Origin of the sequence: Klebsiella sp. CN_Kp075 (genome assembly GCF_040065055.2) — a bacterium.
Taxonomy (GTDB): Bacteria; Pseudomonadota; Gammaproteobacteria; order Enterobacterales; family Enterobacteriaceae; genus Klebsiella; species Klebsiella aerogenes.
Map to the genome: position 1 here is coordinate 2,485,588 of NZ_CM198050.1, position 25,225 is coordinate 2,510,812.

General features: G+C 55.7%; 27 protein-coding genes. 11 read left to right on the forward strand and 16 right to left on the reverse strand.

All coding sequences use genetic code 11. The features are described from left to right. Positions 1 to 6 precede the first annotated feature (6 nt). Positions 7 to 891 carry a formate dehydrogenase subunit beta gene (fdxH, locus tag ABLV78_RS11825; RefSeq protein ID WP_047048652.1) on the forward strand — a complete coding sequence of 295 codons (885 nt, stop codon included), beginning with the start codon at positions 7 to 9 and terminating at the stop codon, positions 889 to 891. After that, complete coding sequence (gene fdnI, locus ABLV78_RS11830) at positions 884 to 1,540, forward strand: formate dehydrogenase-N subunit gamma (RefSeq protein WP_047048649.1); 657 nt, start codon at positions 884 to 886, stop codon at positions 1,538 to 1,540. The genes fdxH and fdnI overlap by 8 nt, the downstream gene beginning before the upstream one ends. Before the next feature lie 42 nt (positions 1,541 to 1,582). Here fdnI and ABLV78_RS11835 read toward each other — a convergent pair whose 3' ends face one another. The 3 genes from ABLV78_RS11835 to ppk2 all read right to left on the reverse strand — a co-directional run bounded on the left by ABLV78_RS11835 (position 1,583) and on the right by ppk2 (position 3,100). Further along, the gene (locus ABLV78_RS11835) at positions 1,583 to 1,900 is read right to left on the reverse strand and encodes a CcdB family protein (protein WP_072251387.1); all 318 of its coding nucleotides are present in this window, start codon (positions 1,898 to 1,900) and stop codon (positions 1,583 to 1,585) included. Positions 1,901 to 1,905: 5 nt separating this feature from the next. Next, a complete protein-coding gene (locus ABLV78_RS11840) occupies positions 1,906 to 2,094 on the reverse strand; it encodes a hypothetical protein (RefSeq protein ID WP_047048646.1) in 189 nt (62 codons plus the stop codon). Positions 2,095 to 2,281: 187 nt separating this feature from the next. Beyond that, a complete protein-coding gene (gene ppk2, locus ABLV78_RS11845; protein ID WP_047048644.1) occupies positions 2,282 to 3,100 on the reverse strand; it encodes a polyphosphate kinase 2 in 819 nt (272 codons plus the stop codon). A gap of 194 nt (positions 3,101 to 3,294) precedes the next feature. Here ppk2 and ABLV78_RS11850 point away from each other — a divergent pair, with 194 nt between their 5' ends. Next, on the forward strand, positions 3,295 to 3,603 hold the full coding sequence (locus tag ABLV78_RS11850) for a monooxygenase (protein WP_047048641.1): 309 nt from the start codon (positions 3,295 to 3,297) through the stop codon (positions 3,601 to 3,603). A gap of 12 nt (positions 3,604 to 3,615) precedes the next feature. On the opposite strand, the gene ABLV78_RS11855 is transcribed toward ABLV78_RS11850, so the two are convergent. Together ABLV78_RS11855 and ABLV78_RS11860 are read right to left on the reverse strand one after the other, a co-directional pair. Continuing rightward, a complete protein-coding gene (locus ABLV78_RS11855; protein WP_045382390.1) occupies positions 3,616 to 3,801 on the reverse strand; it encodes a hypothetical protein in 186 nt (61 codons plus the stop codon). A 53-nt stretch (positions 3,802 to 3,854) separates the two neighbouring features. Continuing rightward, entirely contained in the window at positions 3,855 to 4,133 is a 279-nt protein-coding gene (locus tag ABLV78_RS11860) for a hypothetical protein (protein ID WP_047048636.1), read from the reverse strand. Between the two features lie 276 nt (positions 4,134 to 4,409). On the opposite strand from ABLV78_RS11860, the gene ABLV78_RS11865 reads away from it, so the two are divergent. The 7 genes from ABLV78_RS11865 to araJ all read left to right on the forward strand — a co-directional run bounded on the left by ABLV78_RS11865 (position 4,410) and on the right by araJ (position 10,983). Further along, the gene (locus tag ABLV78_RS11865) at positions 4,410 to 4,541 is read left to right on the forward strand and encodes a hypothetical protein (protein WP_015366472.1); all 132 of its coding nucleotides are present in this window, start codon (positions 4,410 to 4,412) and stop codon (positions 4,539 to 4,541) included. A gap of 153 nt (positions 4,542 to 4,694) precedes the next feature. Next, the gene (locus tag ABLV78_RS11870; RefSeq protein WP_047048634.1) at positions 4,695 to 5,810 is read left to right on the forward strand and encodes a branched-chain amino acid ABC transporter substrate-binding protein; all 1,116 of its coding nucleotides are present in this window, start codon (positions 4,695 to 4,697) and stop codon (positions 5,808 to 5,810) included. A gap of 111 nt (positions 5,811 to 5,921) precedes the next feature. Further along, positions 5,922 to 6,836, forward strand: a complete 915-nt coding sequence (locus tag ABLV78_RS11875; RefSeq protein ID WP_032711708.1) for an ABC transporter permease subunit — start codon at positions 5,922 to 5,924, stop codon at positions 6,834 to 6,836. A gap of 9 nt (positions 6,837 to 6,845) precedes the next feature. Next, the gene (livM, locus tag ABLV78_RS11880) at positions 6,846 to 8,132 is read left to right on the forward strand and encodes a high-affinity branched-chain amino acid ABC transporter permease LivM (protein ID WP_047048630.1); all 1,287 of its coding nucleotides are present in this window, start codon (positions 6,846 to 6,848) and stop codon (positions 8,130 to 8,132) included. Next, positions 8,129 to 9,001 carry an ABC transporter ATP-binding protein gene (locus ABLV78_RS11885; protein WP_047048628.1) on the forward strand — a complete coding sequence of 291 codons (873 nt, stop codon included), beginning with the start codon at positions 8,129 to 8,131 and terminating at the stop codon, positions 8,999 to 9,001. Before livM ends, ABLV78_RS11885 begins: the two co-directional genes overlap by 4 nt. Next, complete coding sequence (locus tag ABLV78_RS11890) at positions 9,001 to 9,717, forward strand: ABC transporter ATP-binding protein (RefSeq protein WP_047048625.1); 717 nt, start codon at positions 9,001 to 9,003, stop codon at positions 9,715 to 9,717. Before ABLV78_RS11885 ends, ABLV78_RS11890 begins: the two co-directional genes overlap by 1 nt. 84 nt (positions 9,718 to 9,801) lie before the next feature. After that, positions 9,802 to 10,983 (forward strand): MFS transporter AraJ, encoded by a 1,182-nt coding sequence (gene araJ / locus ABLV78_RS11895; RefSeq protein ID WP_047048623.1) that lies wholly within the window; start codon positions 9,802 to 9,804, stop codon positions 10,981 to 10,983. On the opposite strand, the gene ABLV78_RS11900 is transcribed toward araJ, so the two are convergent. The 7 genes from ABLV78_RS11900 to adhP form a co-directional block, all read right to left on the reverse strand. Beyond that, positions 10,984 to 12,075 carry an alkylhydroperoxidase domain protein gene (locus ABLV78_RS11900; protein WP_047048620.1) on the reverse strand — a complete coding sequence of 364 codons (1,092 nt, stop codon included), beginning with the start codon at positions 12,073 to 12,075 and terminating at the stop codon, positions 10,984 to 10,986. Positions 12,076 to 12,084: 9 nt separating this feature from the next. Then, positions 12,085 to 13,071, reverse strand: a complete 987-nt coding sequence (locus ABLV78_RS11905; RefSeq protein WP_165430697.1) for a putative FMN-dependent luciferase-like monooxygenase — start codon at positions 13,069 to 13,071, stop codon at positions 12,085 to 12,087. Further along, complete coding sequence (locus ABLV78_RS11910; protein WP_047048613.1) at positions 13,071 to 14,672, reverse strand: dipeptide ABC transporter ATP-binding protein; 1,602 nt, start codon at positions 14,670 to 14,672, stop codon at positions 13,071 to 13,073. Before ABLV78_RS11910 ends, ABLV78_RS11905 begins: the two co-directional genes overlap by 1 nt. Further along, positions 14,669 to 15,520, reverse strand: a complete 852-nt coding sequence (locus tag ABLV78_RS11915; RefSeq protein WP_047048610.1) for an ABC transporter permease — start codon at positions 15,518 to 15,520, stop codon at positions 14,669 to 14,671. Before ABLV78_RS11915 ends, ABLV78_RS11910 begins: the two co-directional genes overlap by 4 nt. Further along, a complete protein-coding gene (locus ABLV78_RS11920; RefSeq protein ID WP_047048609.1) occupies positions 15,517 to 16,461 on the reverse strand; it encodes an ABC transporter permease in 945 nt (314 codons plus the stop codon). The genes ABLV78_RS11915 and ABLV78_RS11920 overlap by 4 nt, the downstream gene beginning before the upstream one ends. A gap of 9 nt (positions 16,462 to 16,470) precedes the next feature. Further along, positions 16,471 to 18,093 (reverse strand): TIGR04028 family ABC transporter substrate-binding protein, encoded by a 1,623-nt coding sequence (locus ABLV78_RS11925; RefSeq protein WP_047048604.1) that lies wholly within the window; start codon positions 18,091 to 18,093, stop codon positions 16,471 to 16,473. A 158-nt stretch (positions 18,094 to 18,251) separates the two neighbouring features. Beyond that, positions 18,252 to 19,262: an alcohol dehydrogenase AdhP gene (gene adhP, locus ABLV78_RS11930; RefSeq protein ID WP_015366486.1), complete on the reverse strand. Its 1,011-nt coding sequence runs from the start codon at positions 19,260 to 19,262 to the stop codon at positions 18,252 to 18,254. Between the two features lie 253 nt (positions 19,263 to 19,515). On the opposite strand from adhP, the gene ABLV78_RS11935 reads away from it, so the two are divergent. Beyond that, positions 19,516 to 20,457, forward strand: coding sequence for a bifunctional helix-turn-helix transcriptional regulator/GNAT family N-acetyltransferase (locus ABLV78_RS11935; protein WP_047048599.1), 942 nt, complete (start codon positions 19,516 to 19,518; stop codon positions 20,455 to 20,457). 46 nt (positions 20,458 to 20,503) lie between these two features. Here ABLV78_RS11935 and ABLV78_RS11940 read toward each other — a convergent pair whose 3' ends face one another. The 4 genes from ABLV78_RS11940 to ABLV78_RS11955 form a co-directional block, all read right to left on the reverse strand. Next, on the reverse strand, positions 20,504 to 22,219 hold the full coding sequence (locus ABLV78_RS11940; RefSeq protein WP_047048594.1) for an ABC-F family ATP-binding cassette domain-containing protein: 1,716 nt from the start codon (positions 22,217 to 22,219) through the stop codon (positions 20,504 to 20,506). 322 nt (positions 22,220 to 22,541) lie between these two features. Then, positions 22,542 to 22,955 carry an RbsD/FucU domain-containing protein gene (locus ABLV78_RS11945; RefSeq protein ID WP_047048592.1) on the reverse strand — a complete coding sequence of 138 codons (414 nt, stop codon included), beginning with the start codon at positions 22,953 to 22,955 and terminating at the stop codon, positions 22,542 to 22,544. A 45-nt stretch (positions 22,956 to 23,000) separates the two neighbouring features. After that, complete coding sequence (locus ABLV78_RS11950; RefSeq protein ID WP_047048589.1) at positions 23,001 to 23,765, reverse strand: SDR family NAD(P)-dependent oxidoreductase; 765 nt, start codon at positions 23,763 to 23,765, stop codon at positions 23,001 to 23,003. 17 nt (positions 23,766 to 23,782) lie between these two features. Next, a complete protein-coding gene (locus ABLV78_RS11955; RefSeq protein WP_045394178.1) occupies positions 23,783 to 25,090 on the reverse strand; it encodes an MFS transporter in 1,308 nt (435 codons plus the stop codon). Between the last annotated feature and the right edge of the window lie 135 nt (positions 25,091 to 25,225).

The window sequence follows — 25,225 nt, forward strand, 5'->3', positions numbered from 1 at the left end:
GATTAAATGGCGATGGAAACACAAGACATTATTAAACGCTCCGCGACCAACCAGATGACCCCCGCGCCACGCGCGCGGGACTATAAGGCCGAAGTCGCCAAGCTTATCGATGTCTCCTCCTGCGTAGGATGTAAAGCCTGCCAGGTGGCCTGTTCCGAGTGGAATGACATTCGCGATGAAGTGGGGCACTGCGTCGGCGTGTACGACAACCCGGCGGATCTCAGCGCTAAATCCTGGACGGTAATGCGTTTTAGCGAGACCGAACAGAACGGCAAGCTGGAGTGGCTTATCCGCAAAGATGGCTGTATGCACTGCGAAGAGCCGGGTTGCCTGAAAGCCTGCCCGTCCGCCGGGGCGATCATTCAGTACGCCAACGGCATCGTCGATTTCCAGCAGGAAAACTGCATCGGCTGCGGCTACTGCATTGCCGGGTGTCCGTTTAATATTCCGCGTCTCAATAAAGAGGATAACCGGGTCTATAAATGCACGCTGTGTGTGGATCGGGTCAGCGTCGGTCAGGAACCGGCCTGCGTGAAAACCTGTCCTACCGGCGCTATCCACTTCGGTACGAAAAAAGAGATGCTGGAAGTGGCGCAGGAGCGGGTGGATAAGCTTAAAAAACGCGGTTATGCCAACGCCGGGATCTACAACCCGCAGGGCGTAGGCGGCACCCACGTGATGTACGTGCTGCATCATGCCGACCAGCCGGAGTTGTATCACAAGCTGCCGAAAGCGCCGCAGATCGATACCAGTATCAATCTGTGGAAGGGGGCGCTGAAACCGCTGTCGGCGGCGGGCTTTATTGCCACCTTTGCCGGGCTGATTTACCACTACATCGGTATCGGGCCGAACAAGGAAGTTGATGACGATGAGGAGGAACATGATGAATAAATCGAAAATGATAGTGCGCACCAAATTTATCGACCGCGCCTGTCACTGGACGGTGGTTATCTGTTTCTTCCTGGTGGCGCTGTCGGGGATTTCGTTTTTCTTCCCGACGCTACAGTGGTTGACGGAAACCTTCGGCACCCCGCAGATGGGGCGTATCCTGCACCCGTTTTTCGGGGTGCTGATTTTTGTCGCGCTGATGTTTATGTTTGTGCGTTTTGTCCACCACAATATCCCTGATAAACAGGATATCCCCTGGCTGAAAGGCATTGTGGAGGTTCTGAAAGGCAATGAACATAAGGTCGCGAGCGTCGGTAAATATAACGCCGGGCAGAAGATGATGTTCTGGACCATTATGAGCATGATTTTTGTGCTGCTGGTGACCGGGGTGATTATCTGGCGCCCGTATTTTGCGGACTATTTCCCGATTCCGGTTATCCGTTACAGCCTGCTGATACACGCTACTTCGGCGATTATCCTGATCCACGCGATCCTCATTCATATGTATATGGCATTCTGGGTGAAAGGGTCGATTAAAGGCATGATTGAGGGTAAGGTCAGCCGCCGTTGGGCGAAGAAACATCACCCGCGCTGGTATCGCGATGTCGAACGCCTGGAAGCGCAAAAAGAGAGCCGTGAGGGAATGAAGTAAGCCTTTACGGGGTAAACCCGCCCCGGTGATATCGGGGCGGGTTTACGTATTTGTTATAAGCGCATCGATGGCGGAAATAACAGCCGTTCTTTCTTTATGTAAATTACAGACGAAATATTTATTATTCAGGCGCTGCTTTGCTACGCTGGTTATTCCCGGGGTGTTGAGGAATAGCTTTTGAAAGCCAATATTTACTAGTGGAGCTGCAGGGTGATAATGACTCGCCATATGTATATGATAACTCAGTGGCAAAACTAACCTTGATGATAAATCATCATAATAATCATGTTTAATCACCATAAGATAAGGTTGGAGTTCATTTGTCCTCGGTGATGGATTACGATAAACATCAAATTGCATGATAACTAAATCCCTTCGAAGAATGGGTCTTCCGACAGTAAACCGGCGCGCGCGGTAAATTCATTCATGGCATTTATGAATTCCTGGTGTTGCTGTAGTCTTTCCGCATCACTAATGGTTTGCCGATCGAAGGTCTGTTTAATCGCCGCATCAGACTCGTTTCGCTGTTTTTTATTCATCGCATTGCTATTCATTTTCTGCTCCCTGTGATTAACAGTCTGATTATCTCTGCATTAAACCGGAAAATAAATGTCGTTAACAACGCTTTTTTATATTTTGCGAGCCGGGTTCCAGAGCAACGCAACAGATGAAATATTAACGTTTATTGTGATAATCCTTTGCGCAGGGGTAATACTGCGCAAAGGTGATAAAGCTATTCTTTCAAAACTTCTCAGGAATAAACCGGAAAGGAAAATGGGTCGGTTTCACTTTGCCAATTTTACGTTTCGGTAAGGTAATGTGTTCCGTTGGTAGAGCCTCGTAAGGGATCTGCGAAAGCAGATGGGTAATAATATTCAGGCGTACGCGTTTTTTATCTTCCGAGCGGGCGACAAACCACGGCGCCCAGGCGGTATCGGTGGCGGCAAACATCGCATCGCGCGCTACGGTGTAGTCATCCCAGCGGTTGAAGGATTTAATATCCATCGGCGATAGCTTCCAGATTTTGCGTCCGTCATCAATACGGTCGCGCAGGCGCCGTTCTTGCTCCTGCGGCGTTACCTCCAGCCAGTATTTCAGTAAAATAATGCCGGAATCGACCATCCCTCGCTCGACCATCGGCGCGCCGTCGAGGAATTTTTGCACCTCCTCCTCGGTACAAAATCCCATCACCCGCTCAACGCCGGCCCGGTTGTACCAGCTGCGATCGAAAATCACTATCTCGCCGGCGGCGGGCAGATGTTTGATATAACGCTGAAAATAGAGCTGGCTGCGTTCGCGCTCGGTTGGCGCGGGCAGGGCGACGACGCGGAAAACCCGCGGGCTGACGCGTTCGGTTATCGCTTTGATGGTGCCGCCTTTGCCAGCGCCATCGCGACCCTCGAAGACGATGCATACCTTAAGCCCTTTATGCACTACCCACCGCTGTAGCTTGACCAACTCGACGTGCAGTTTACGCAACGCCTGCTGATACTCTTTCTCGCTTAACGGCTCCGTTTTGGCGGGTATGACGGGCGCAACAGTGTTCTTTTTGTTTCCCATGGCTGTCCTCATGCGTGGTGGCCTGAAAGGCAGGTCGCTGTTTAAAGTGTAATCAGACCCAGGCAAAGCGGCGAAAAACTTCTCATTCAGCGGAGAGAGAAAGATAGCCATTAAGCGCATCATCTCACTGCTGATTAATCAGGAATCGGGTAGGATAGTCTCGTCAATTAGCTAAAATCATTCAGGGAGAGAGTATGTCGAAAAAACTTTTGCAGGTGCACTTTGCTTTTAGCGGACCGTTTGGCGATGAAATGTCGACGCAATTAGCCGAACTCGCGCAATCTATTAACCAGGAGCCCGGTTTTATCTGGAAGATCTGGACGGAGAATAGCGCCACGCAGGAAGCCGGCGGCATATATCTGTTCGAAGATGAACAGAGCGCGCAGGCTTATGCGAAAAAACACGCCACACGCCTGCGGCAATTTGGCGTGCAGGAGATGTTCTACAAGATTTTCGACGTCAATTTACCACTCAGCCAGATTAACCACGGGCCGCTCAATTAAAACAAACCGTGGTTACATATAGCGCTCAAACTGCCATGCCGCCACGGCTTCGAGGATAAACAGCCCGGATACAACAATACCCGCCACGCGATGGCGGGAATAGAAAAGTATTCCCGCGACCACGGCTAACACCGGTAACGTAATGGGCCAGCAGGCGACAATAGTAATCCAGGCGATGATCAGATAATCCTTCATCATGGCGAATACTCCATGGTCAACGTTTATCGGCGCGAACAATGCGCCGGTATAAATCAGAATTCGACGACGCCGCCTTGTTCAATACGGTCAATATCATTGGTAACGGGGTTCACCTTTTCGTTGTAATAGGTGTAGGCATTAACGTCGGGCGTCATCGTTAATTTTGGTTGTTCCGTTTTCGATTCAGGCGATTCTGCTGGTGGATTAACGGCAAGGTCTGCCGGTTCCGGCGGCGTATAATGTAACTGGTCGGCGAGATTACCCGCCGCGAAGGCGCAGGCGTTAATAGAAAGCGCGCTGATGGCGATAATAATTAATTTTTTTAAAGTCATGATTTTCATCCATGAGGCGAAACCCGCCACGGCGGCAGGTAAAAGAGCAAGGCTTAGGATAATACGTAAAAGAAGTTAATGTTTCAAAGCGTAAACGCCGTCTGGCAGCATAAAGTTGCTATTCATCGGCAATTCTTTATGGTAGCGACCTGTATTGCCGAGCATTCCCCATGCTCTCGTTATTAATTTCACATTAATGCAGCAAAATTTTCACTAGTTTTGATCATCACCGCACTTTTGCACCAGCCCGGTGCGCAAGGTTGCTAAAGTCGTTCTATGTTTAGCTCACTGTCGGTATGGACACCAGCGTTCCCGGCAGGCCACGTGACGGCAACAGACCTCCTGACCTGTAAAGACTGGCGCATTGCCGGGGTGGTACCGATTGCGGTCACGCTACGCGACTATTAGTAATCGATCTGGCGATACCTCTCTTCCTGGCGGGTTTTTTGCTTTATCTACCGAAGCCGCTACGGCTTATTCCAGCATTGGCACGTTACGCTGTAAGTGGTTTTTACTGCGCCAGTTTGTGGCGTCTGTTCGATATCGCTGAGGACTATCCGAATGTCTTTAAAACTTAAAAAGTTGACTCTGCATTTTGCAATAGCAGGTTGTTTGAGCGCGGCATTTTATGCACAGGCGGATGTGAAGATTGGCGTGGCCGGCCCATTTACCGGGCCGAATGCGACCTATGGCGCCCAATACTGGAAAGGGGCATCGCAGGCGGCGGCTGATATTAATGCCGCCGGGGGAATTAAAGGCGAAAAAATTGTGCTGGTGCAGGGCGATGATGCCTGTGAACCCAAGCAGGCGGTGGCAGTGGCTAACCGCCTGGTCGACGACTCCGGCGTCTCGGCGGTGGTGGGTCATTTCTGCTCTTCCTCGACGATGCCCGCCTCCGAGGTCTATGACGAAGCCGGCATCCTGACCATCACGCCGGGTTCCACCAATCCGCAAATCACCGAACGCGGAATGAAAGATATGTTCCGCATGTGCGGGCGCGATGACCAGCAAGGGGTGATTGCCGCCAACTACATGCTGGATGTGCTGGAGGCGAAGAAGATCGCCGTCATTCACGATAAAGATACCTACGGTCAGGGATTAGCCGATGCGACGCGCGCGGCGCTGGCTAAACGCGGGACGAAAGAAGTGTTGTATGAAGGCTTATCCCGCGGGGAAAAAGACTTTAATGCCCTGGTAACCAAAATCGGCGCCCTGAAACCAGATGTGGTTTATTTCGGCGGCTGCCACCCGGAAGCCGGCCCGCTGGTGCGCCAGATGCGCGAGCAGGGCGTCCAGGCTAAGTTCTTCTCCGGCGACTGCGTGGTGACCGAAGAGTTAGTTACCGCCGCGGGCGGGCCGCAGTTTACCAATGGCGTGTTAATGACCTTCGGTAAGGATCCGCGCACCATTCCTGAAGGTAAAGCGGTGATCGACAAATTCCGCGCCAGCGGTTTTGAACCGGAGGGCTATACCCTTTACGCCTATGCTTCGATTCAGGCTATCGCCGCCGCCTATAACGCCGCCGGTACCGATAATGCCAAAGCCAGCGAATGGTTAAAAAACCATAGCGTCGATACCGTGATGGGTAAAAAAGCCTGGGATGGCAAAGGCGACCTGAAAGTATCGGATTACGTGGTTTATCAATGGGATGATAAAGGCAAATATCATCAGCTGTAACCCGGGATTGTAGTGCGCATAACGTCCTCATCAGAGGGGCGTCGTACCACCATAAGCAGCAGACGTTAAGGCCTCTGCGTCTGCTGCATCTTGACTGGCAGGATGGTTCATATGGCGGCATTCTTTCTGCAACAACTGATCAATGGCTTAACGCTTGGCGCGGTATATGGGCTTATCGCCATTGGCTACACCATGGTTTATGGCATCATCGGTATGATTAACTTCGCCCACGGCGAGGTATATATGGTCTCAGCCTATCTGTGTGCTATCGGGCTGGCGCTGTTGGCCTACTTTGGTATTCACTCCTTCCCGCTGCTTATTTTCGGCACGCTGGTGTTTACGATTATCGTCACCGGGGTGTACGGCTGGGCCATCGAACGCATTGCTTATCGGCCGCTACGTAACTCAACGCGTCTGGCGCCGCTGATCTCGGCAATCGGTATGTCGCTGATTTTACAAAACTACGTGCAACTGAGTCAGGGCCCCAATCAACAGGGGATCCCGACGTTGATGCACGGCGTATTGCGGATTACGGTAGGTGATGGCGTGGTGCAAATCACCTGGACCAAAATCTTCATCCTGCTCGCCGCCTTCGTCGGCATGGTGGTACTGAGCTGGATAATCAACCACACGCAGTTAGGTCGGGTTTGCCGCGCGACCCAGCAGGATCGGCGGATGGCGGCCATTCTCGGCATTAACACCGATCGGGTGATCTCGCTGGTGTTTATGATTGGCGCCGCCATGGCGGGCCTCGCCGGGGTGCTGGTGACCATGAATTACGGCACGTTTGATTTTTATATCGGCTTCATTATCGGCATTAAGGCCTTCACCGCGGCGGTACTGGGCGGGATCGGTTCGCTACCGGGGGCGATGCTTGGCGGCCTGCTGCTGGGCGTCGCCGAGGCGCAGTTCGCCGGGTTAGTGAACTCGGATTATAAGGATGTCTTCTCGTTCGCATTGCTGGTGGCGATTCTGATTTTTCGTCCGCAGGGGCTTCTGGGCCGTCCTGTGGTGGCCAAGGTCTAAGGGGGACATATGACCGATATTTCCCGTTTAGACGGCATCGACGTCAAACGCAGCGTTATTGATAGCGTGCTGGCCGGTTTATGCGCGCTGATAGTCTTTGGCCCGATCGTCGGCATCGTGCTGAAGGGGTACAGCTTTACGCTTTCTCCACAGCGCGTCATCGTGCTGGTGGCGGTGGTGATGGTGGGGCGGCTGTTGCTCAGTCTGCTTTTGCAAACCCGCGGGGGGAAGCGGTTTGTCGGACGTTTTGAAGGCAACGATCAGGGGGTATTTGTCCGTGCCCCCGGCTATCGTAGTCGGCTGCGTTTTGTCCTGCCGCTGCTGGCGATCGTGGCTATCGTTTTCCCGTTAATGGCCAGCAAGTATCTGCTTACCGTGGCGATCCTCGGGCTTATCTACGTCCTGCTGGGGCTGGGATTAAACATCGTGGTGGGTCTCGCGGGGTTACTTGATTTGGGGTACGTCGCCTTCTACGCCATTGGCGCCTATGGCCTGGCGCTTGGCTATCAATACCTTGGCTTAGGTTTCTGGGCAATGCTGCCGCTGGGGGCGGTGATGGCAGCGCTGGCAGGAGCATTATTGGGTTTTCCGGTATTACGAATGCATGGCGACTACCTGGCTATTGTGACGCTGGGATTCGGCGAAATCATCCGCCTGGTGCTCAACAACTGGGTGAGCTTTACCGGCGGCCCCAACGGCGTTTCGGTGCCATCGCCAACGCTCTTCGGCCTCGAGTTTGCCCGGCGAGCCAAAGAGGGCGGCACTCCGATTCATGAGTTTCTGCATATTGCCTACAACCCCAACCTTAAATTTATCTTTATTTATGCCGTGTTGTTTATCGTGGTGTTAATGGTGTTGCTGATAAAACACCGCCTGACCCGGATGCCGATTGGCCGGGCCTGGGAGGCGCTGCGGGAAGATGAAATCGCCTGCCGGGCGATGGGGCTGAATCACGTGCTGGTTAAGCTGTCCGCGTTTATGCTTGGCGCGTCGACGGCCGGCATCGCCGGCGTCTTTTTCGCGACTTATCAGGGGTTCGTCAACCCGACGTCGTTCACCTTTTTCGAATCGGCGCTGATCCTCGCCATCGTGGTATTAGGCGGCATGGGCTCGACATTGGGAGTGGTGCTGGCGGCTTTCGTCCTGACGGTCACGCCGGAGCTGCTGCGCGGCTTTGACGAATACCGGGTTCTGCTCTTTGGCGTGCTGATGGTGCTGATGATGATCTGGCGCCCGCGCGGGCTGGTGCGCACCGGGCGTACCGGGGTGGAAATCCGCAAAGGAGTCGCGCCATGAGCGATGCAATATTGCAGGTCGAGCATCTGATGATGCATTTTGGCGGGATTAAAGCGCTGAATGATGTCAACCTTGAGGTTGAACGCGGATCGATTACCGCCCTGATTGGCCCGAACGGCGCGGGGAAGACCACGGTGTTTAATTGCCTGACCGGATTCTACCGCGCCAGCGGCGGCGCCATTCGTCTTAATGCCCGGCAACGAATGACCGATGTGATTCAGGTTCTCGGGCAGAAACTGCATGCCGATGATTTTTTCCATCCTGCGCGCCTGGGACGGCGGATGTACTACAAAATGTTCGGTGGCGCGCATCTGGTCAACCGCGCCGGGCTGGCGCGTACCTTCCAGAACATCCGCCTGTTTCGCGAAATGACGGTGATTGAAAATCTGATGGTGGCCCAGCATATGCAGGTCAACCGCCACTTGATCGCCGGGATCCTGAACACCCGCGGCTATCGGCAGGCGGAGAACCGCGCATTAGAGCGGGCCTTTTACTGGCTGGAAGTGGTGGAAATGGTTGACTGCGCCAATCGGCTGGCGGGAACGCTCTCTTATGGCCAGCAGCGGCGACTGGAGATCGCCCGCGCGATGTGTACCGGGCCGGAAATACTGTGTCTTGACGAACCCGCAGCCGGACTCAATCCGGCGGAAACGCGTGCCCTGAGCCGGATTATTCGTTTTCTGCGAGAACATCATGGCGTCACCATACTGCTGATCGAACATGATATGAGCCTGGTGATGGAAATCTCCGATCGCGTGATTGTGCTCGACCACGGCGATGTAATTGCTCATGGCACCCCGGCTGAGATCCAGGCCAACCTGAGCGTGATCGCCGCATACCTTGGTACCGATGAACAGGAGATTGCCTGATGAGCCAACCGTTGCTGGAATTTCGCGAGGTTAATGTTTTTTACGGGCAAATCCAGGCGCTGAAGTCGGTATCGCTAACGGTCAATGAAGGCGAAACGGTGGCGTTAATCGGCGCTAACGGCGCCGGAAAATCCACGCTGCTGATGTCCATTTTCGGCCAGCCGCGTATTTCCGCTGGCAGTATTATCTATCGCGGACATGATATTAGCCGCCAGTCGACGCACTATATCGCCACCAACGGTATTGCCCAGGCGCCGGAAGGACGACGTATTTTTGCCGACATGACGGTGGAAGAGAATCTGCTGATGGGCACTATTCCCATTGGTAATCGTTATCAGAATGAAGATAAAGCGCGGATGTATCAGCTGTTTCCACGGCTGGAAGAGCGTCGCGCGCAGCGGGCGATGACGCTCTCCGGCGGCGAGCAGCAAATGCTGGCGATCGCCCGCGCGCTGATGAGTCGGCCAAAGCTATTACTATTAGATGAACCGAGCCTGGGTCTGGCGCCGCTGGTGGTGAAGCAGATTTTCAGCATCTTGCGCGAGTTGACCGCTCAGGGTATGACGCTGCTGCTGGTGGAGCAAAATGCGTACCACGCGCTAAAACTGGCTAACCGCGCGTATGTACTGGTCAACGGCGAAATACGTCTGAGCGGTAGCGGCGCAGAGTTGCTGGATAACCCGGAAGTCAGAAATGCTTATCTGGGGATGGGTTAAGTTTTCGTCGGTCGTAAGGGGAGAAAACAGGGTGTGAAATCGGTTACACTAGCGTCGTGAATGCACATTAAAGTGACCGACTAGATGAAGAAAACGATTTTTTCCTTAGCGCTGGGAACCTTTGGCCTCGGAATGGCGGAGTTTGGCATCATGGGGGTATTGCCTGAAATCGCCCATGATGTCGGCATTACCATCCCCGCGGCCGGCAACATGATCTCCTGGTACGCCTTTGGCGTGGTGTTTGGCGCGCCTGTCATGGCGTTGTTTTCCAGCCGTTTTTCGCTGAAATCGGTGATGCTGTTCCTGGTGGCGCTATGTGTGGCAGGCAACGCGTTATTTACCTTCTCCTCAAGTTATCCCATGCTGGCGCTCGGTCGCTTTATTTCAGGTTTTCCTCACGGTGCTTATTTTGGCGTCGGGGCGATTATCTTGTCGAAAATCGCCTCGCCGGGCAGGGTTACCGCGGCGGTCGCCGGGATGATCGCGGGTATGACGGTGGCGAACCTGCTTGGCGTACCGGCTGGCACCTGGCTTGGCCATCAGTTCAGCTGGCGTTATACCTTCACGGCCATCGCGCTATTTGATGTGCTGGTGCTATTGGCGATACTGCGCTGGGTGCCGACGCTATATGACAAATCCGCCTCCCGGCTCAGCGAACAATTCCATTTCCTTAAAACCCCGGCGCCGTGGTTTATTTTCGCCGCCACGATGTTCGGCAATGCCGGCGTTTTTGCCTGGTTTAGCTATATCAAGCCCTTCATGATGAATGTCTCCGGCTTTAGCGAGTCGGCGATGATGTTAATTATGATGCTGGTCGGATTGGGGATGGTTTTAGGTAATCTCTTTAGCGGCAGGATCTCTGGACGCTACAGTCCGCTGCGTATTGCGGCGATGACTAACGGCGTCATTGTCGCGGCGTTACTGCTCATCTTTGCCTTCGGCATACAGCCGCTGGCTTCGCTGGCGCTGGCGTTTATCTGCTGCGCCGGGCTCTTCGCACTCGCCGCGCCGCTGCAAATATTACTGCTACAAAATGCCAGAGGCGGAGAAATGCTCGGGGCGGCGGGCGGGCAAATAGCGTTTAACCTCGGCAGCGCGATAGGCGCCTACTGCGGCGGAATGATGATTACCTTTGGCGCAGGTTGGCGTTCGGTGGCGCTGCCGGCGGCAGCGCTGTCGTTCCTGGCGATGAGCTCGTTGCTGCTGTATGCGCGATATCAGCGGCGGGTAACGCGTCATCGCGTTACCCAGGCAGAGCAGGTCTGATTAATCCCGCCACGGTTCGCCAAGGGTTAGCATCAGGCGGTTAGCCCAGGCGAAGAATGCCGCCGATTGCAGCAGATCCAACTGTTCGACGATATCCAGACCCTGTTGCTCCAGCGCGCTGAGATGCGCTGAGGTTATCGCAGGCGGGGTAACGGAAAGCGCGGCGGCGGCGTCAATCTCCGCCTGCCAGCGCGGCCCTTGACCATCGCTGAGATTCTCCCCAGGCGTCACCGCCAGCAGGGTCTCCACCGCTCGCTCATCTTTTGCCAACTGCGCCGCCTTACGCGCGTGTACCGACGCGCAGTAGATGCAGCCGTTGATTTTACTGGCCACCGTTGCCGCCAGTTCACGTTCGGCGCGCGGCAGGCCCCCCGGCGTATAGAAGATCCCTTTATCGGTTAGCGTGCGCTGTTCAAGCACCGGTTGGTTGCGCGCCAGCAGGCGGAAGTAGGGGGAGTCACTGTGGCCGAACTGCGCCAGCAGCGCCTGCTCGGCGGGATTAAATTCAGCCAGCGGCTTATCGGCAATCCACGGTTCCCAGTGTAATTCATCGCGCGTAAAGGCCACCGGCGCAGGTTTACCGCGGGCAGTCCTGGGATGTGTGTGCCAGTAGCCGGCGACCACCGGGGTCTCGGCCGCGGAGGTTGGTTTGTCATTTAACAAACGCAAGCCGCTCAGCAATCGGCTTTGAAAACTGACAAACGCAATAAGCTGCGCCAGCGTTACGATACCGCGCAGGCTCCAGCCCGCGTCGCTAAGCGTTTGTAACGCCGCGGGCGTCGCTTCCACCGGAGTAAAGGTCAGCAGGCGGGCAAACCCCAGCGCGGCGGCAAGCCGTGGGGTTGTCGGGTCGGCAAGGCCGAAACCGGCGTAATGCGCCGCCAGCGCATCTGCCTGATGAAGTCTGGCCACTTTTGCGGCGATGGCGAAACGTTCCTCGAGCGGAAAATCCTCATCCTGTTGGCTAAATAGCACCTCGTAACTTCCCTGGGCGTGGCGGGTCGCAGCGTCGCGCAAAGCGCGGGCCTTGCCCAGCGGTGAATCGGCGGCGATCTCCGCCAGTTCAGCCAAAATATCCTGACTTAAGCTCATAGCGACTCCTTATCTGAATTGCGGGGCAATGTGTTTAGCGATGAGTTCGATAGAACGCAACGTGTCCTGATGCGATGGCTCCACCGAATGGACCTGAAACGAAATGTCAGTCACCCGGGTTAGCACACTGTCTTTAGCCAGCGATGCAAGCACATGTGGCGCATCGCCAATGTGGGCATCCAACTGGCGAGCGTAATCCGTGACATTGTCACCAATAATTTCATGGCCGGCGGCGCGATGGGCTGCCGCCTGTTTACTTAATCCCGGCTCTGCGGCCTGTAGCGCGTACCCCTGGCTGTCGGCAATAAACGCGGTACGGGAGGCCAGAATTCGCGGCGACACGCCGGCAGGCAGCGCGGCGAGGTAGGCGTCGATAATCGGGTTCTGAATCGCATCCAGCGGCAGCTCGCTTTGACCTGGCGGGCGCGGCTGCGTGCGCGATAGCATCAACCCATGGCCGGATTTAGCGGCCCGAATAGCGCCTTCAATCGAAAAGGTGGCGATCCAAATCCGTTTTGCCAGCTGCGGCGCAGGCGGATAAAGATGGTTGTCCGGATGAGCCAACGTATCGCCGCGCCAGGCGCTTTCAATCAAATGCAGATGATCGGCGAAGATCGCGCCGCGTTGTTCGCAGGCCAGGCCAAAGGGGAGAAAAGAGGTTGGCGTCCCGCCGGAGCCAAAACCCACTTCCAGGCGACCCTCAGCGAGTAAATCCAGCACTGCCGCATCTTCCGCGACGCGCAGCGGGTTTTCCATCGGCAGCGTAATGATGGCGGTACCGAGACGGATCCGTTGCGTATGCGCCGCCGCATGGGCAAGAAACACCAGTGGCGACGGTAATCCGCCTTCATTTTCATGAAAATGGTGTTGCGCCACCCAGGCGCTATCAAAGCCCAGCCGTTCCGCGTGGCGGATCTGCTCCGTCGCCAGGCGATAGCGCTCTTGCGGCGCGGCGCGATCAAGTAGGCGGGTGAAAAATCCGAGACGTTTAGGCATCATGCAATCTCCATGCTGGGTGCGTGATAATGAGGAATGGCGGCGAGCAGCTCGCGGGTATAGTCGTGCTGCGGCGCGGCGAACAACTGCTTTACCTCGCCCTGTTCGATGACTTGCCCGGCGCGCAGCACCGTCACGCTATGGGCGATGCGACGCACAGTCGCCAGATCGTGGGTGATAAACAGATAACTCAACCCAAGCTGTTGCTGTAATTGCAGCAACAGGGCGAGAATTTGCGCCTGCACAGTGACATCCAGCGCTGAGGTGGCCTCATCGAGCACCAGAATCGTGGGCTCGAGGATCAGAGCCCTGGCGATAGCGACCCGCTGACGCTGGCCGCCGGATAGCTCGCGAGCGGTTCGGTTGAGTAGCTCCGGCGCCAGCGCGACGCGGGCGGCGGCGGACTCGACCCGCTGGCGCCGCGCATCTTTGGTCAGGCGCTGAAAATTCTTCAGCGGCTCTTCGATAATGTCGAACAAGGTCTGGCGAGGATCGAGTGAGGCGAAAGGGTTTTGATAAACAAACTGAATTTTGCGCCGCAGCTGGCGCTGGGCCTCGCGGCTCAATTGTCCGCTGGCAATACCGTCAATGGACACCTGTCCGCTATCGGCCTGCTCAAAACCCAGTAAGATACGGGCGAGGGTGGTTTTTCCTGAGCCCGATTCGCCGACCAGCGCATGGGTACTGCCACGCGGTAAAATAAAGCTTACGTTATTCAGCGCCTGCAGATGGCTGCCCCCTAACGCAAAGCGTTTGCTCACGCCTTCAACCCGTATTGCCGGCGTAACAAACGGGCGAATGGCGGTGGTTAAGTGCAGGTTTTGCCCCTGTAGATCGCACAGCAACTGGCGGGTATAGCCGTGCTGTGGGGTGCGGATAACATCTCCCGTGTTGCCCTGTTCCTGAATTTCACCGTGACGAAAAACTACCAGCCGGTTGGCACGCTGCGCCGCCAGCGCGAGGTCATGGGTGACAAATAGCACCGCGGTGCCGGATTCACGACGCAAATGATCGAGCAGATCGAGGATTCTTTTTTGTACCGTCACGTCGAGCGCGCTGGTCGGCTCATCGGCAATAATCAAATCCGGCTTCAGGGCGATGGCAATCGCGATCAGCACCCGCTGCTTCATACCGCCGGAGAGCTGGTGCGGATACTGGTCTACGCGCTGCTCCGGATGGCTTAAGCCGACTTTTTCCAGCAGGGCGATAACCTGCTCTCGACGCTCGGTTTTACTGTTTTTTTGATGCAGGCGGAGTATTTCGCCGACCTGCGCGCCGATGGTTTGCACCGGATTCAGCGAGTTGCCGGGATCCTGCGGCACCAGGCTGATTCTGGCCCCGCGCAGGCTATCCAGCCGCTTGCCTGACCAGCGGCTAATCTCTTCACCGTTGAGACGAACCGTCCCGGCATCGAGGCGGGCGTTTTCCGCCAGCAGGCCGATAATCGCCTGGGCGGTTGTGGTTTTGCCCGAACCGGATTCGCCGACGAACGCCAGCATCTCGCCGCGTTTAACCGTAAAACTAACCCGGTGAACCACTTCGCGCCACAACCCGCCAGAGCGGTAGCTGATGGTGAGGTTTTCTACGCTAAGCACGTTCATCGGCGCTCCCTGTTGAGTTGTTGGCTGATACGATTGGCTGCCAGTACCACGGCAATGACCGCGATTCCGGGGAAGGTGGTGAGCCACCAGGCGGTGGAAAGATAGTTACGCCCCTCGGCGATAAGTAATCCCCATTCCGGCACCGGCGGCGGAGTGCCATAGCCGAGAAAACTCAGGGTTGAGAGGGCAAGAATAGCCTGGCCGAATTGGAGGGTGGCGAAAGCCAGCACCGGCGAAAGCGAGTTAGGCAGAATATGCCGCCAGAATACGGACAAAAAAGTGCCTCCGCTTCCGTAGGCTGCTTCGACATAGTCGCTGTGACGAATGCGCACGACTTCGGCGCGCGACAGTCGGACGAAACTGGCGATAGCGGCAACGCCAACCGCCATGGCGGCGTTCAGGGTGCCAAAACCGAGCAGTATGATTACCGTTAGTGATAGCAGGAGCGAGGGAATAGCCAGCAGAATATCGACAATCCGCATGACGACCGCTTCGACCCGCCCGCCCAGCGCGCCGGCAACGGTGCCCAACGCCCTGCCGACAACCAGTCCCATAGCGACGGCGGCCAGGGCCGCGGACAGCGAATGCCCTGCGCCGTAGACGATTCGGCTCCACACATCGCGACCGAGCTGGTCGGTACCTAACCAGTGTCCCGCCTGCGGCGCCAGACGCTGGGCGCCAGCGATGCCGTCGAGCGGATTAAACGCGGTGAACCATTGCGGCGCGAAAGCCATTAGTACCGCAACCGTCATCACCGACCATGCCAGCCACAGTCCAGGCTGGAAGGAAAAACGGCGCCAGTTCACCGGACGGCGTCGCGCCGCCGAGGCGTAATCGACCAGACTCATAGCGCACCTCCGCGCAAGGGTTTTAAGCGCGGGTCGAGCATCGGCATCAGCAGATCGACCAGCAGATTGATCGCGACAAAGCCCAGCGCTGAAATCATCACCACGGCCTGAAGAATGGCAATGTCCTGATTATTCACCGCCTGCTGCGTCAGTTGGCCGAGACCGCTGCGGCCAAAAACGGTTTCGGTAATTAAGGCCCCGGCGATCAGTTCTCCCAGCAGCAGGCCGGCAATGTTTAATGTCGGCAACAGAGCATTGCCGGTGACATGCCGCCATAACACCCACGTTTCGCTCATTCCCTTGGCGCGAGCAACGGCAACGAAGGGTTGTGCGGCGATGTGATCCATGGTGCGTAACAGAATTTGCGCCAGCGGCGCGGAAATCGGTATCGCCACCGCGATAACGGGTAGCACCAGGCCTTGCAGAGGTCCGGGATTGATAACCGGGACCCAGTGCAATTGGAATGAAAAGATTTGGATTAAGGCGATGCCGAGCCAAAAGGTCGGCAGTGAAATAAACAGCACCGGCAACGACTGTAGCAAATTGCTGATACCGCGTAGCCCCGGCAAACGCGAAGCGATAGCGATCGCAAAGGCCAGCAGAACCGCCAGCGCAAAGGCCGGCAACGCCAGCGCCAGCGTGTCGGGTAAATTGCTGGCAATCAGGGAACTGACAGGCAGTCCCGCCTGGAGTGAATAGCCGAAATCCCCCTGCAGCATGGCCTGCAACGTGTGCAAATATTGCCGCCACAGCGGGCTGTCTGCACCATAGGCCACACGCATTTCAGCGATCTGTTGCGGGCTCAGCCCCAGATCGGGGTTCTGAAACTTAATCAAAATCGCGTCGCCGGGAAGTACCTGCAGCAGAAAAAAGGTCAGGGTGAAGGCCGCCCACAGCACCAGCACGCCTTGTCCCAACCGTCGCCAAAGATAGTGGCTCATGGCGCCCCCTTAGTGTTTATCCAGCCATACGCCGTAAAACGACGGACGGCCTACGGCTTCAAAACGTACGCCTTTTACCCATGACGCGCCGGCAAAGACCTGCGGTTCTTCAAAGATGGGAATGACGTAGGCGTTATCCAGCAGGTAACGCTGTGCATCGCCAGTTAGCTGCAGACGCTTTTGCCCATCCACTTCGGCAGAGATTGCGGTTAACAGGGCGTTGAGCTTATCGTCACGGAAGGATTTTACTTTGTCGCTCGAACCGCCCTGTTGCAGCAAGGCATCGCGATTAGCCGGGAAGAACATACTCTTCACCACGTCCGGGTCGGCGCGACCAACTTCAGAAACGGTTAATGGCGTTTTTAGCGGGTCGAGATTATCCAGTACCCGGCTGCCGGCGTCGCCGGCTTTCACGCTTAAGGCCACGCCAACCTGACGCCACTGCTGCGCGACCAGCTGTAGCACCTCTTTGTTCTGCGGCTGGGGCAGGGATTCATAGACGGTGAGCGCCAGCCGTTGCCCCGCTTTTTGTCGGATACCATCCGCGCCCGGGATCCAGCCCGCCTCATCCAGCAGCTGTTTGGCTTTCTGCTGATCGAAGGCCAGTTTGTCGCTTAAGTCGACGTATCCCGCGGCGGTGCGGGCGATGACGGAACTTGCCTGCGGACAGTTAGGTGAGAAAAGGGTTTCGACAACCTGTTTGGCGTTGGTCGCATGCAGTAGCGCCTGGCGTACCCGCAGGTCGGCAACCAGCGGATTATCAGGGCGGAAGCTCAGGCTATCGTTAACGCCACGCGTCGGTGCGGCATAAATATTAAAGCCCTGGTCGGTCGCCTGTTTTTCATCATAGGCCTGCACCTGGCGAATAAACCCGGCCTGTCCCGCCAGCAGCGCGCCAATACGTACGCTATCTTCCGGCGTGACGATATAGGTAATACCGTCGAGGTTCGCCGGGCCTTGCTGAGCAAGATTTTTCGGCCCCCACTGATAATCTTTCCGCGCCACCAGGGTTAGTTCGCGTCCGGGTTTTTCATCTTTTACCGTAAAGGGGCCGGAACCAATGATATGGCGGGCATCGCCCAGCGCCTCAAAACTTCGCGCCAGGGTGCTGAGGGAAACCAGCCCGGAGCCAATCGTCGCGGTACCTTGCAGGAATCCCGGTGAGGGTTTTTTGAAGTAGAATTTGACGGTCAATGGATCGATGACTTCGCTACGATCGTAATTGTTGATCACTTCGGAAACCGGCAGACGTAGGGCTTTATTGCCCAAACCGTAGGTATCAAAATTCTTTGCGACCGCGTTGGCATCGAGTGGGGTGCCGTCAGAGAAAGTGACGCCAGGTCGCAGCTTAAAGGTATATTCGGTCTTATCGTCGTTGCTAGTCCAGCTTTCGGCGATCCACGGCTCGATAGCTAGCGTTTCCGGGTTCTGCCAGGTCAGCTTGTCGGTTATCTGATTGAGGATCCCGCCGTTAGGGTAAAAACCGCCGGCCGGCGGATAGAGATTGGTGTGCGGCTGTTGTTCCAGATAAATTAAGGTGCCGCCTTTGATCGGCGTTTGCGCGGCCGAAACTGAAAATGCGCCTGCGATAAAAAGGGCGGCAAGCGTAGCCAGGCGAAAGCGATTTTGCATGGTGAATTCCTTTGTTATCTATTGTCTTGCCATCATCGGGCGCGACGGAATACAAAGGAACCAACGATTTGCGCTAAGCATTTGCGAATTCTGACTATTCCCAACATGCGGGAATAGTCAGCAGGTTAGACTTTTTCGTCTGGCAGAGTCAGACAGAATTAACGGCGGAAATCGATAACCATGCGGCCGCGGATTTGGCCCTGTTCCATCTCCTTAAAGATGGCGTTGATATCGCCAAGCGGGCGCAGAGTGACTTTCGGCACCACTTTGCCTTCGGCGGCAAACTGGAAGGCTTCAATCAGATCCTGACGGGTACCGACCAGCGAACCCACTACTTCAATACCGTCCAGCACCAGGCGAGGGATATCCAGGCTCATCGCTTCCGGCGGTAGGCCAACGGCGACGACGCGGCCGCCGGCGCGAACCGCATCTACGGCGGAGTTAAATGCCGCTTTAGCAACGGCGGTAACCACGGCCGCGTGGGCGCCGCCGGTTTTCTCCTGAATGATTTTGGCGGCGTCTTCGTTGCGGGAATTAACCGTCAGGTCGGCGCCCATCGAGGCGGCAAGCTCCAGCTGTCCGTCGTTGACGTCAACGGCGATCACTTTGGCATTAAAGACGTTTTTGGCATATTGCAGCGCCAGGTTACCCAGGCCGCCGAGGCCATAAATGGCAATCCACTGGCCGGGTTTGATGTGTGAGACCTTCACCGCTTTATAGGTGGTGACGCCGGCGCAGGTGATGCTGCTGGCGGCGGCCGAATCCAGTCCATCCGGCACTTTTACCGCGTAATCAGCGGTGACGATGCACTCTTCGGCCATTCCGCCATCGACGGTATAGCCGGCATTTTTCACCGAGCGGCACAGGGTTTCGTTGCCGCTATTACAGTATTCGCAGTGGCCGCAGCCTTCGAAGAACCAGGCCACGCTCGCGCGATCGCCCGGCTTCAGCGACGTCACGCCAGGGCCGACTTTTTCCACGATGCCGATGCCCTCATGGCCAAGAATGACGCCGGTTTTATCGCCGAAATCGCCGTTTTTCACGTGCAGGTCAGTGTGGCAGACCCCGCAGCATTCCATTTTCAGCAGCGCTTCGCCATGCTCCAGCGGGCGTAACTTTTTGTCGGTTACATCAATCTGGTGGTCGTGGGTGACTACAGCAGCTTTCATGCGTTTCTCCTTGTTAATGATACGAAGGTGCTAACAGCGAAAATAATACTCATTAAGGATTAGATCTTACGTCGCTAATTACAAGCGGTATGGTTGGGAATGGGGGGATTTGCCGCATATTTGGCACAATATTCATCCGTTTATACTAATTTTAGGGGGCTTAATCGGCATTGCGCTACGTGCGTCAGGGTGATTGACAGGGTGAGCGAATGGTGGTTGTATGATGCAACTATCTTGATTCATGGATGTCACCATGTCTGACACTTTACTTATCGATCAAATTCGTTGCGCATCACGATTGATGGTGCGCGAGCTCGGCTTTATGAACAGCACGCTGGCGGCCACCGACTATTCACCTTCAGCGGTGCATGCGCTGCTGGAGATTTCTAATCATGGCGCGATGACCGCCGCGCAACTGGTGCAGGTATTGGGGCTGGATAAATCGAGCGTCAGCCGCATGCTATCGCGCCTGCAGACCGCTAACGAGATAGAGGAAAATGGTTGTGTTGATGACGGGCGTTTTAAACAACTCTCATTGACAACCAAAGGGCAGGCGACGGTCGCCCGCATTCATGAGTACGGCGCCATGCGGGTGATTGAGGCGCTGGCGCATTTGGATAGCGCACAGCAGCAGATCGTTGCCGAGGGGTTGACGGCCTATTCGTGGGCGCTTGAGCGCTGTCGTCAGCAGCCGGTCACGAGCAGACCAAACGACATCACGATAGTCACCGGCTATCAGCCGGGAATGATTGGCCGCATTGCGCAAATGCACGGTGAGTATTACGCCCGGCATTACGGCTTTGGCCATTTTTTTGAAGGTAAAGTCGCCAGCGGTCTGGCTGAGTTTTCAGGCCGCCTGAACAATCAACGTAACCAGATTTGGCTGGCGGTCAAAAATGGCGTCGTCGTCGGCTCTGTCGCCATTGATGGCGAAGACCTCGGTAATAATGAAGCGCATCTGCGCTGGTTTATTCTCGGCGATGGCTGTCGTGGCAGCGGCGTGGGGCGGCGCTTGCTGACTGAAGCCATCAACTTTTGTGATAATCAGCGCTTCGATGCGGTTCAGCTATGGACATTTAGCGGCTTGCAGGCGGCGCGTAAATTATATGAATCCTTTGGGTTTACGCTGAGTAAAGAGTGGCGGGGCGATCAATGGGGGAAGACCATGCTTGAGCAACAGTTTACCCGCCGCTAAAGCCGTCATGCCACCGGGGCGCTAAAGCTCCGGTGGCATAAGCGTGTTAACTCAACTGTATATTAATTTCCTCAATCTCCTGACGCCACTGCGCCTGTAGCTGCGGTTTCTGATGCTTCGGCTTACGCTGCAGATCGTCCGCCAATAACTGCTCCAGCATCACCAGACGTTCCAGCAGATCCTCTTGCAGGTCGTCGACGGTCGTCGCCTGCGGCGGCGTTTGGGTCGCCGGGCTCTGAAGGCGCTCGTTGCCGCGCAGACGGGTGTACACCTCGTCGACGTCGTGCCACTCGCTTAACCCGTCTTCATCAATTAACCAGAAGCGGTTACAGCTCTGGCTGATGAGCTGTCGATCGTGGCTCACCAGCAGCAGGCCGCCGGGATATTCCCGCAACGTCGCCGCCAGCGCCTCTTTACCCTCCATATCCAGATGGTTGGTGGGTTCATCGAGCAGCAGAAGGCTATAGCTTGCCAGCGACAGGCCGACAAACAGCAGTCGCGAACGTTCGCCGCCGCTGAGAGTGCTGACCTTCTGCCCGTGTCGCGCCCAGCCGAAGCCGGCGGAAATCAGCGCCCGCTTGCGCGTTTCCGGTGAAGGCTCAAAGGGCTCCAGCGCCTCCAGCAGGCTGGCCTCATCCGCCAGTTGATGCAGGGTTTGATCGTAATAACCCGCATGGAGCCGCGGATGTAAACGCAGGCCGGCTTCGCTAGCCGGTTGCTGCATTTGCCGCCATAACAGGCGCAGCAGCGACGATTTCCCGCCGCCGTTGCGACCCATTATCGCTACCCGGTCGCCGCTTTGCAGCCGCGCCACACCGGTGGTGAACAGGGCGGGAAGACCCGGCGCCGGCGGAACGGGGAGATTTTCCATCTCCAGCAGGCGATCGGCGCGAACGGCGTCGCCATGCACCTCAAGACGCCACGGCGTGCCGGCGGTGAGTTCCGTCTGGCTATCCTTCAGGCGTGAAACCTGCCTTTCCATCTGCTTGGCTTTACGCGCCAGATCTTCGTTATCGTAAACCCGGCCCCAGATGGCCAGCCGTTTGGCGCTGGCAGCGACGCGGTCGATCTCCTTTTGTTCCGCTTTGTGGCGCAGAGCATCGCTTGCATCTTGCTCTTCCAGCGCCCGACGGGCGGCGCTGCAGGGGAGTGAGAAAGCGTGCAGCGTTTTATCGCGTAAAATCCAACTGGTATTAGTTACAGCATCCAGTAAGAGGTTATCGTGCGACACCACCACGAAGCTCCCCTGCCAGGTTTGTAAAAAGCTTTCCAGCCACAGCAGGGTCGGCAGATCGAGATGGTTGCCTGGCTCATCCAGCAACAGCAAATCGGGTTGTTGGATCAAGGCGCGGGCAAGCAACAGACGGGTATGCTGTCCGCCGCTCAGGGTGGCGGCTTGCTGTTGGGTCTGTTGAACGGTAAAACCCATTTCAGCGAGCAGCCGCTCCGCTTGCCAGCGCAGCGAATCCCGTTCGCCAGGCGCCAGTTTTTCCAGTACCACCTGTAATAACGGTTGGCTGAGTAGGGCATCAGGAAGATGTTGTTCTACTCGCGCCAGCAGGCAGTGATTAGCCCGCGATACGCTGCCAGAATTCGGCGTGAGAGTGCCGTCGAGCACCTGCAATAGCGTGCTTTTGCCGCAACCGTTATAGCCAATCAGGCCAATGCGATCGCCTTTTTTCAGGGTAAAGGAGAGGTCGTTGAAAAGTGGGCCAAAGGCCGTATCAACGTGGAGAGATTGTGCGCTTAAAAGTGTGCTCATTGTGAACTTACTCAAGAGTTACAGGCATGAGAATGCCTCGTCAAACATCGCTGACGATAACCCGGTAAGCCCGAGGAAGGGATTTAGTCGTTGGCTTCTTCGCTCAAGCTAAAGTTATCGCAGCACGATACCGATAACGCTTGAGCTGGCGCGATCGCCAAATGTATGTGAAACATTAAACAGTTCACAGTACAGCATAGGGGTCCTCCTTATTTTTTCAGTAGGTTGATGGATGCAGGGAGTGTAGTGCCTAAATTGTCTTTTGACCAGATACCAGCATTGAGGATCGCGCCGCCGGACTTATCGGCGGCGGGTACGACGATTAGGCCGGGGCCACGGTGAGAAGTAGGTTGGCAAAACGACGCTGTTCGCCGGAAGCAATGACCAGTTGGGTCAACGGCAGCCGGGACTTAGCGTAGAACGCCTGGCGTTCGACAAATTCAAGCGGGCAGTTTGTCGGTAGAAGCTCCCGATATTCACTGGCGATGGTGTTAGTGAATTCCGGGGGCGATGCCATCAGCGTCGCGTGTTCGACATTAACGCAGGTAAGCAGTTTTTCGACGATATAAGTTGCCGGTACCATGCCTGGCGCGAGGTTGAGATGAATCAACGTGGCATCGGCATTGGCATTAACGCGACAGGCATAATTGCTATCCGCGATGAGAATTTGTGATTTATGGCCGCAGCTCGCCAGAGCAGCCAGCAGTTGTGGATGGATAATTTCGAATTTGATCATCAGGAACTCCCTGGCGGGCGGCAATCTCTGGCCGCCCGGTTTGCATTACATGCGATAAATTCCGCCGTTAATATCGATAGTGGCGCCGGAGATAAATCCGTCATACTCGCCGGCAAGGAAAGCAATGGCGCGGGCGACGTCATCTGGCGTTCCCGCGCGCTTTAGCGGAATTTGTCGGATGGTTTCATCAGCCGATGCCTGTGTGGTGTGGCGGTTATGAAAACGGGTGCCGAGAATAAGCCCCGGCGCAACCGCATTGACGCGTACGCCATGCTCGCCCAGTTCAGCCGCCAGAGAGCGTGTCCAGGTCAGGATGGCCCCTTTTGTGGTTGAATAGGCAAGAGATCCGGCATGCCCGCCGGAGCGCCCAGCCAGCGAGGCGAGGTTAATGATGCTGGCGCCATCCGTTGCCGATTTGAGCCAGGGAAGCGCCGCCTGGGTGACGTTAAGCATGGTGGTCATATTGACGTCTAACACCGTTTGCCAGAACTGACGGTCAATTTCGCCAAGCCACTTACGCCCGACGATGCCGCCGACGTTATTCACCAGGATGTCAATGCCGCCGAGGAATTCCGCGGCGGCCTGCACGCAGGCGGTCGCGTCCTCAGTGTCAATCAAGTCCGCATAGCGCCAGGCCGCTTTTTGCCCTCGCGCGCTGGCGATAGCCGCCAGCGCTTGCGGGCCTTCTTCACCGCTGTGATAGTGTAAAAAGACATCGCATCCCGCCAGAATCAGTTTTTCCGCCGTAGCCCAGCCGATACCTTGTTCAGAGCCGGTGATAAATGCTTTTTTACCAATAAGAGTTCCCATGATGTTTCCTTAAATTTTCAGGATTGAATGACGCCTTCGCGCTGTCTGGCGCAGTAGAAAATGCAAATCAGGCCGGTGATTAGCAGGCACATGGCGAGGAATATCAGACCCGGCGTGCTGCTGTGGCTGAAGTCGTTAAGGAGGCCGACCACGTAGGGGGCGACGAAGCCGCCCAGGTTGCCGATACAGCTCACTACGGCGAGCCCCGCGGCCGTCGCCGCGCCCGCCGAGACGTTGGCAGGCATCGATAAGAAACACGGTACCGCGGTATAGATACCAATGGCGGCAATGGTCAGGAATGAGAGTGAAACCGCGACGTTGTACTTGAAGAACACCACCGCGCCGGCGAGTCCTAATGCGGCGACGACCATGCTGATACCGGCAAAAACGGCGATTTTTCGCGTTTTACTCGCCAGCATGCTCCATGGATAAACCAGTAGCGCCGCCAGGCCGTAGGGGATGAGGGCAATCATACTAACGCGCAGAATGTCATCGCCGGAAATGGCGGTAATAATCGACGGTAGCCACATTCCGAAGCCGTAAATCCCGCAAACCATCCCGAAGTTCAGCAGTGCATAAAGCAAATATTTGGGATTTTTAATACCGCTGGCGAACTCAGCCAGCGAGACTTTACTACCTGATTTTGAACGGTTCGTACTACTCATTAACCACGCTTTTTCTTCAGCGTTGAGATAGCCGACTTCCTGTGGTGAATTCTTGATAATAAAAGGGATGAACAGGCCAATAACGATCGGCGGAATACCTTCGAGGATAAATAACCACTGCCAGGATTCAAGGCCAAACCAGCCGTTATCGATATGCAGAATTAAACCTGAAATCGGTGAACCGACGGCGTTGGATAGCGGCTGAACAATAATGAACATGCCGAGAATTTTGGTCCGCCAGGCGGGCGGAAAAAAGATCGTGAAGTAGTACACCACCGAAGGAAAGAAACCGGCTTCGCACACGCCGAGCATAAAACGACAGATATAGAGTTCGGTCGGCGTTCTGACGAAGCCCATCAAGGTGGCAAATATTCCCCAGGTTATCAGAATACGCGCGAACCACAGCCGCGGACCGAACTTAATCGTGCCGGCGTTGCTGGGGATTTCAAACATAAAATAACCGATGAAAAATATTCCCGAAGCAAAGCCAAAGGCGGTGGCCGTCAGACCAAGGCTATCCTCTAACGCCATTGCGGCGTAGGCCATATTATTACGATCAAGAAAAGCCAGAAAATAAAGCAATATCATTAATGGAACAATGTGCCATGTCAATTTCTTAATGGCGCTCTTTTCTATATTTTGCGCAGATTGTAGGTTCATCATTATTTCCGGTTATACTCGTTAAAGTACAAAAGAATGGGATGGGAATCCCGACATTAATATGCGTATTGAGTCTAAAAGGGTGTAAGCCTCCCTGCTGATAATAAATATTATCTGCATCGTGTTATTTATTTA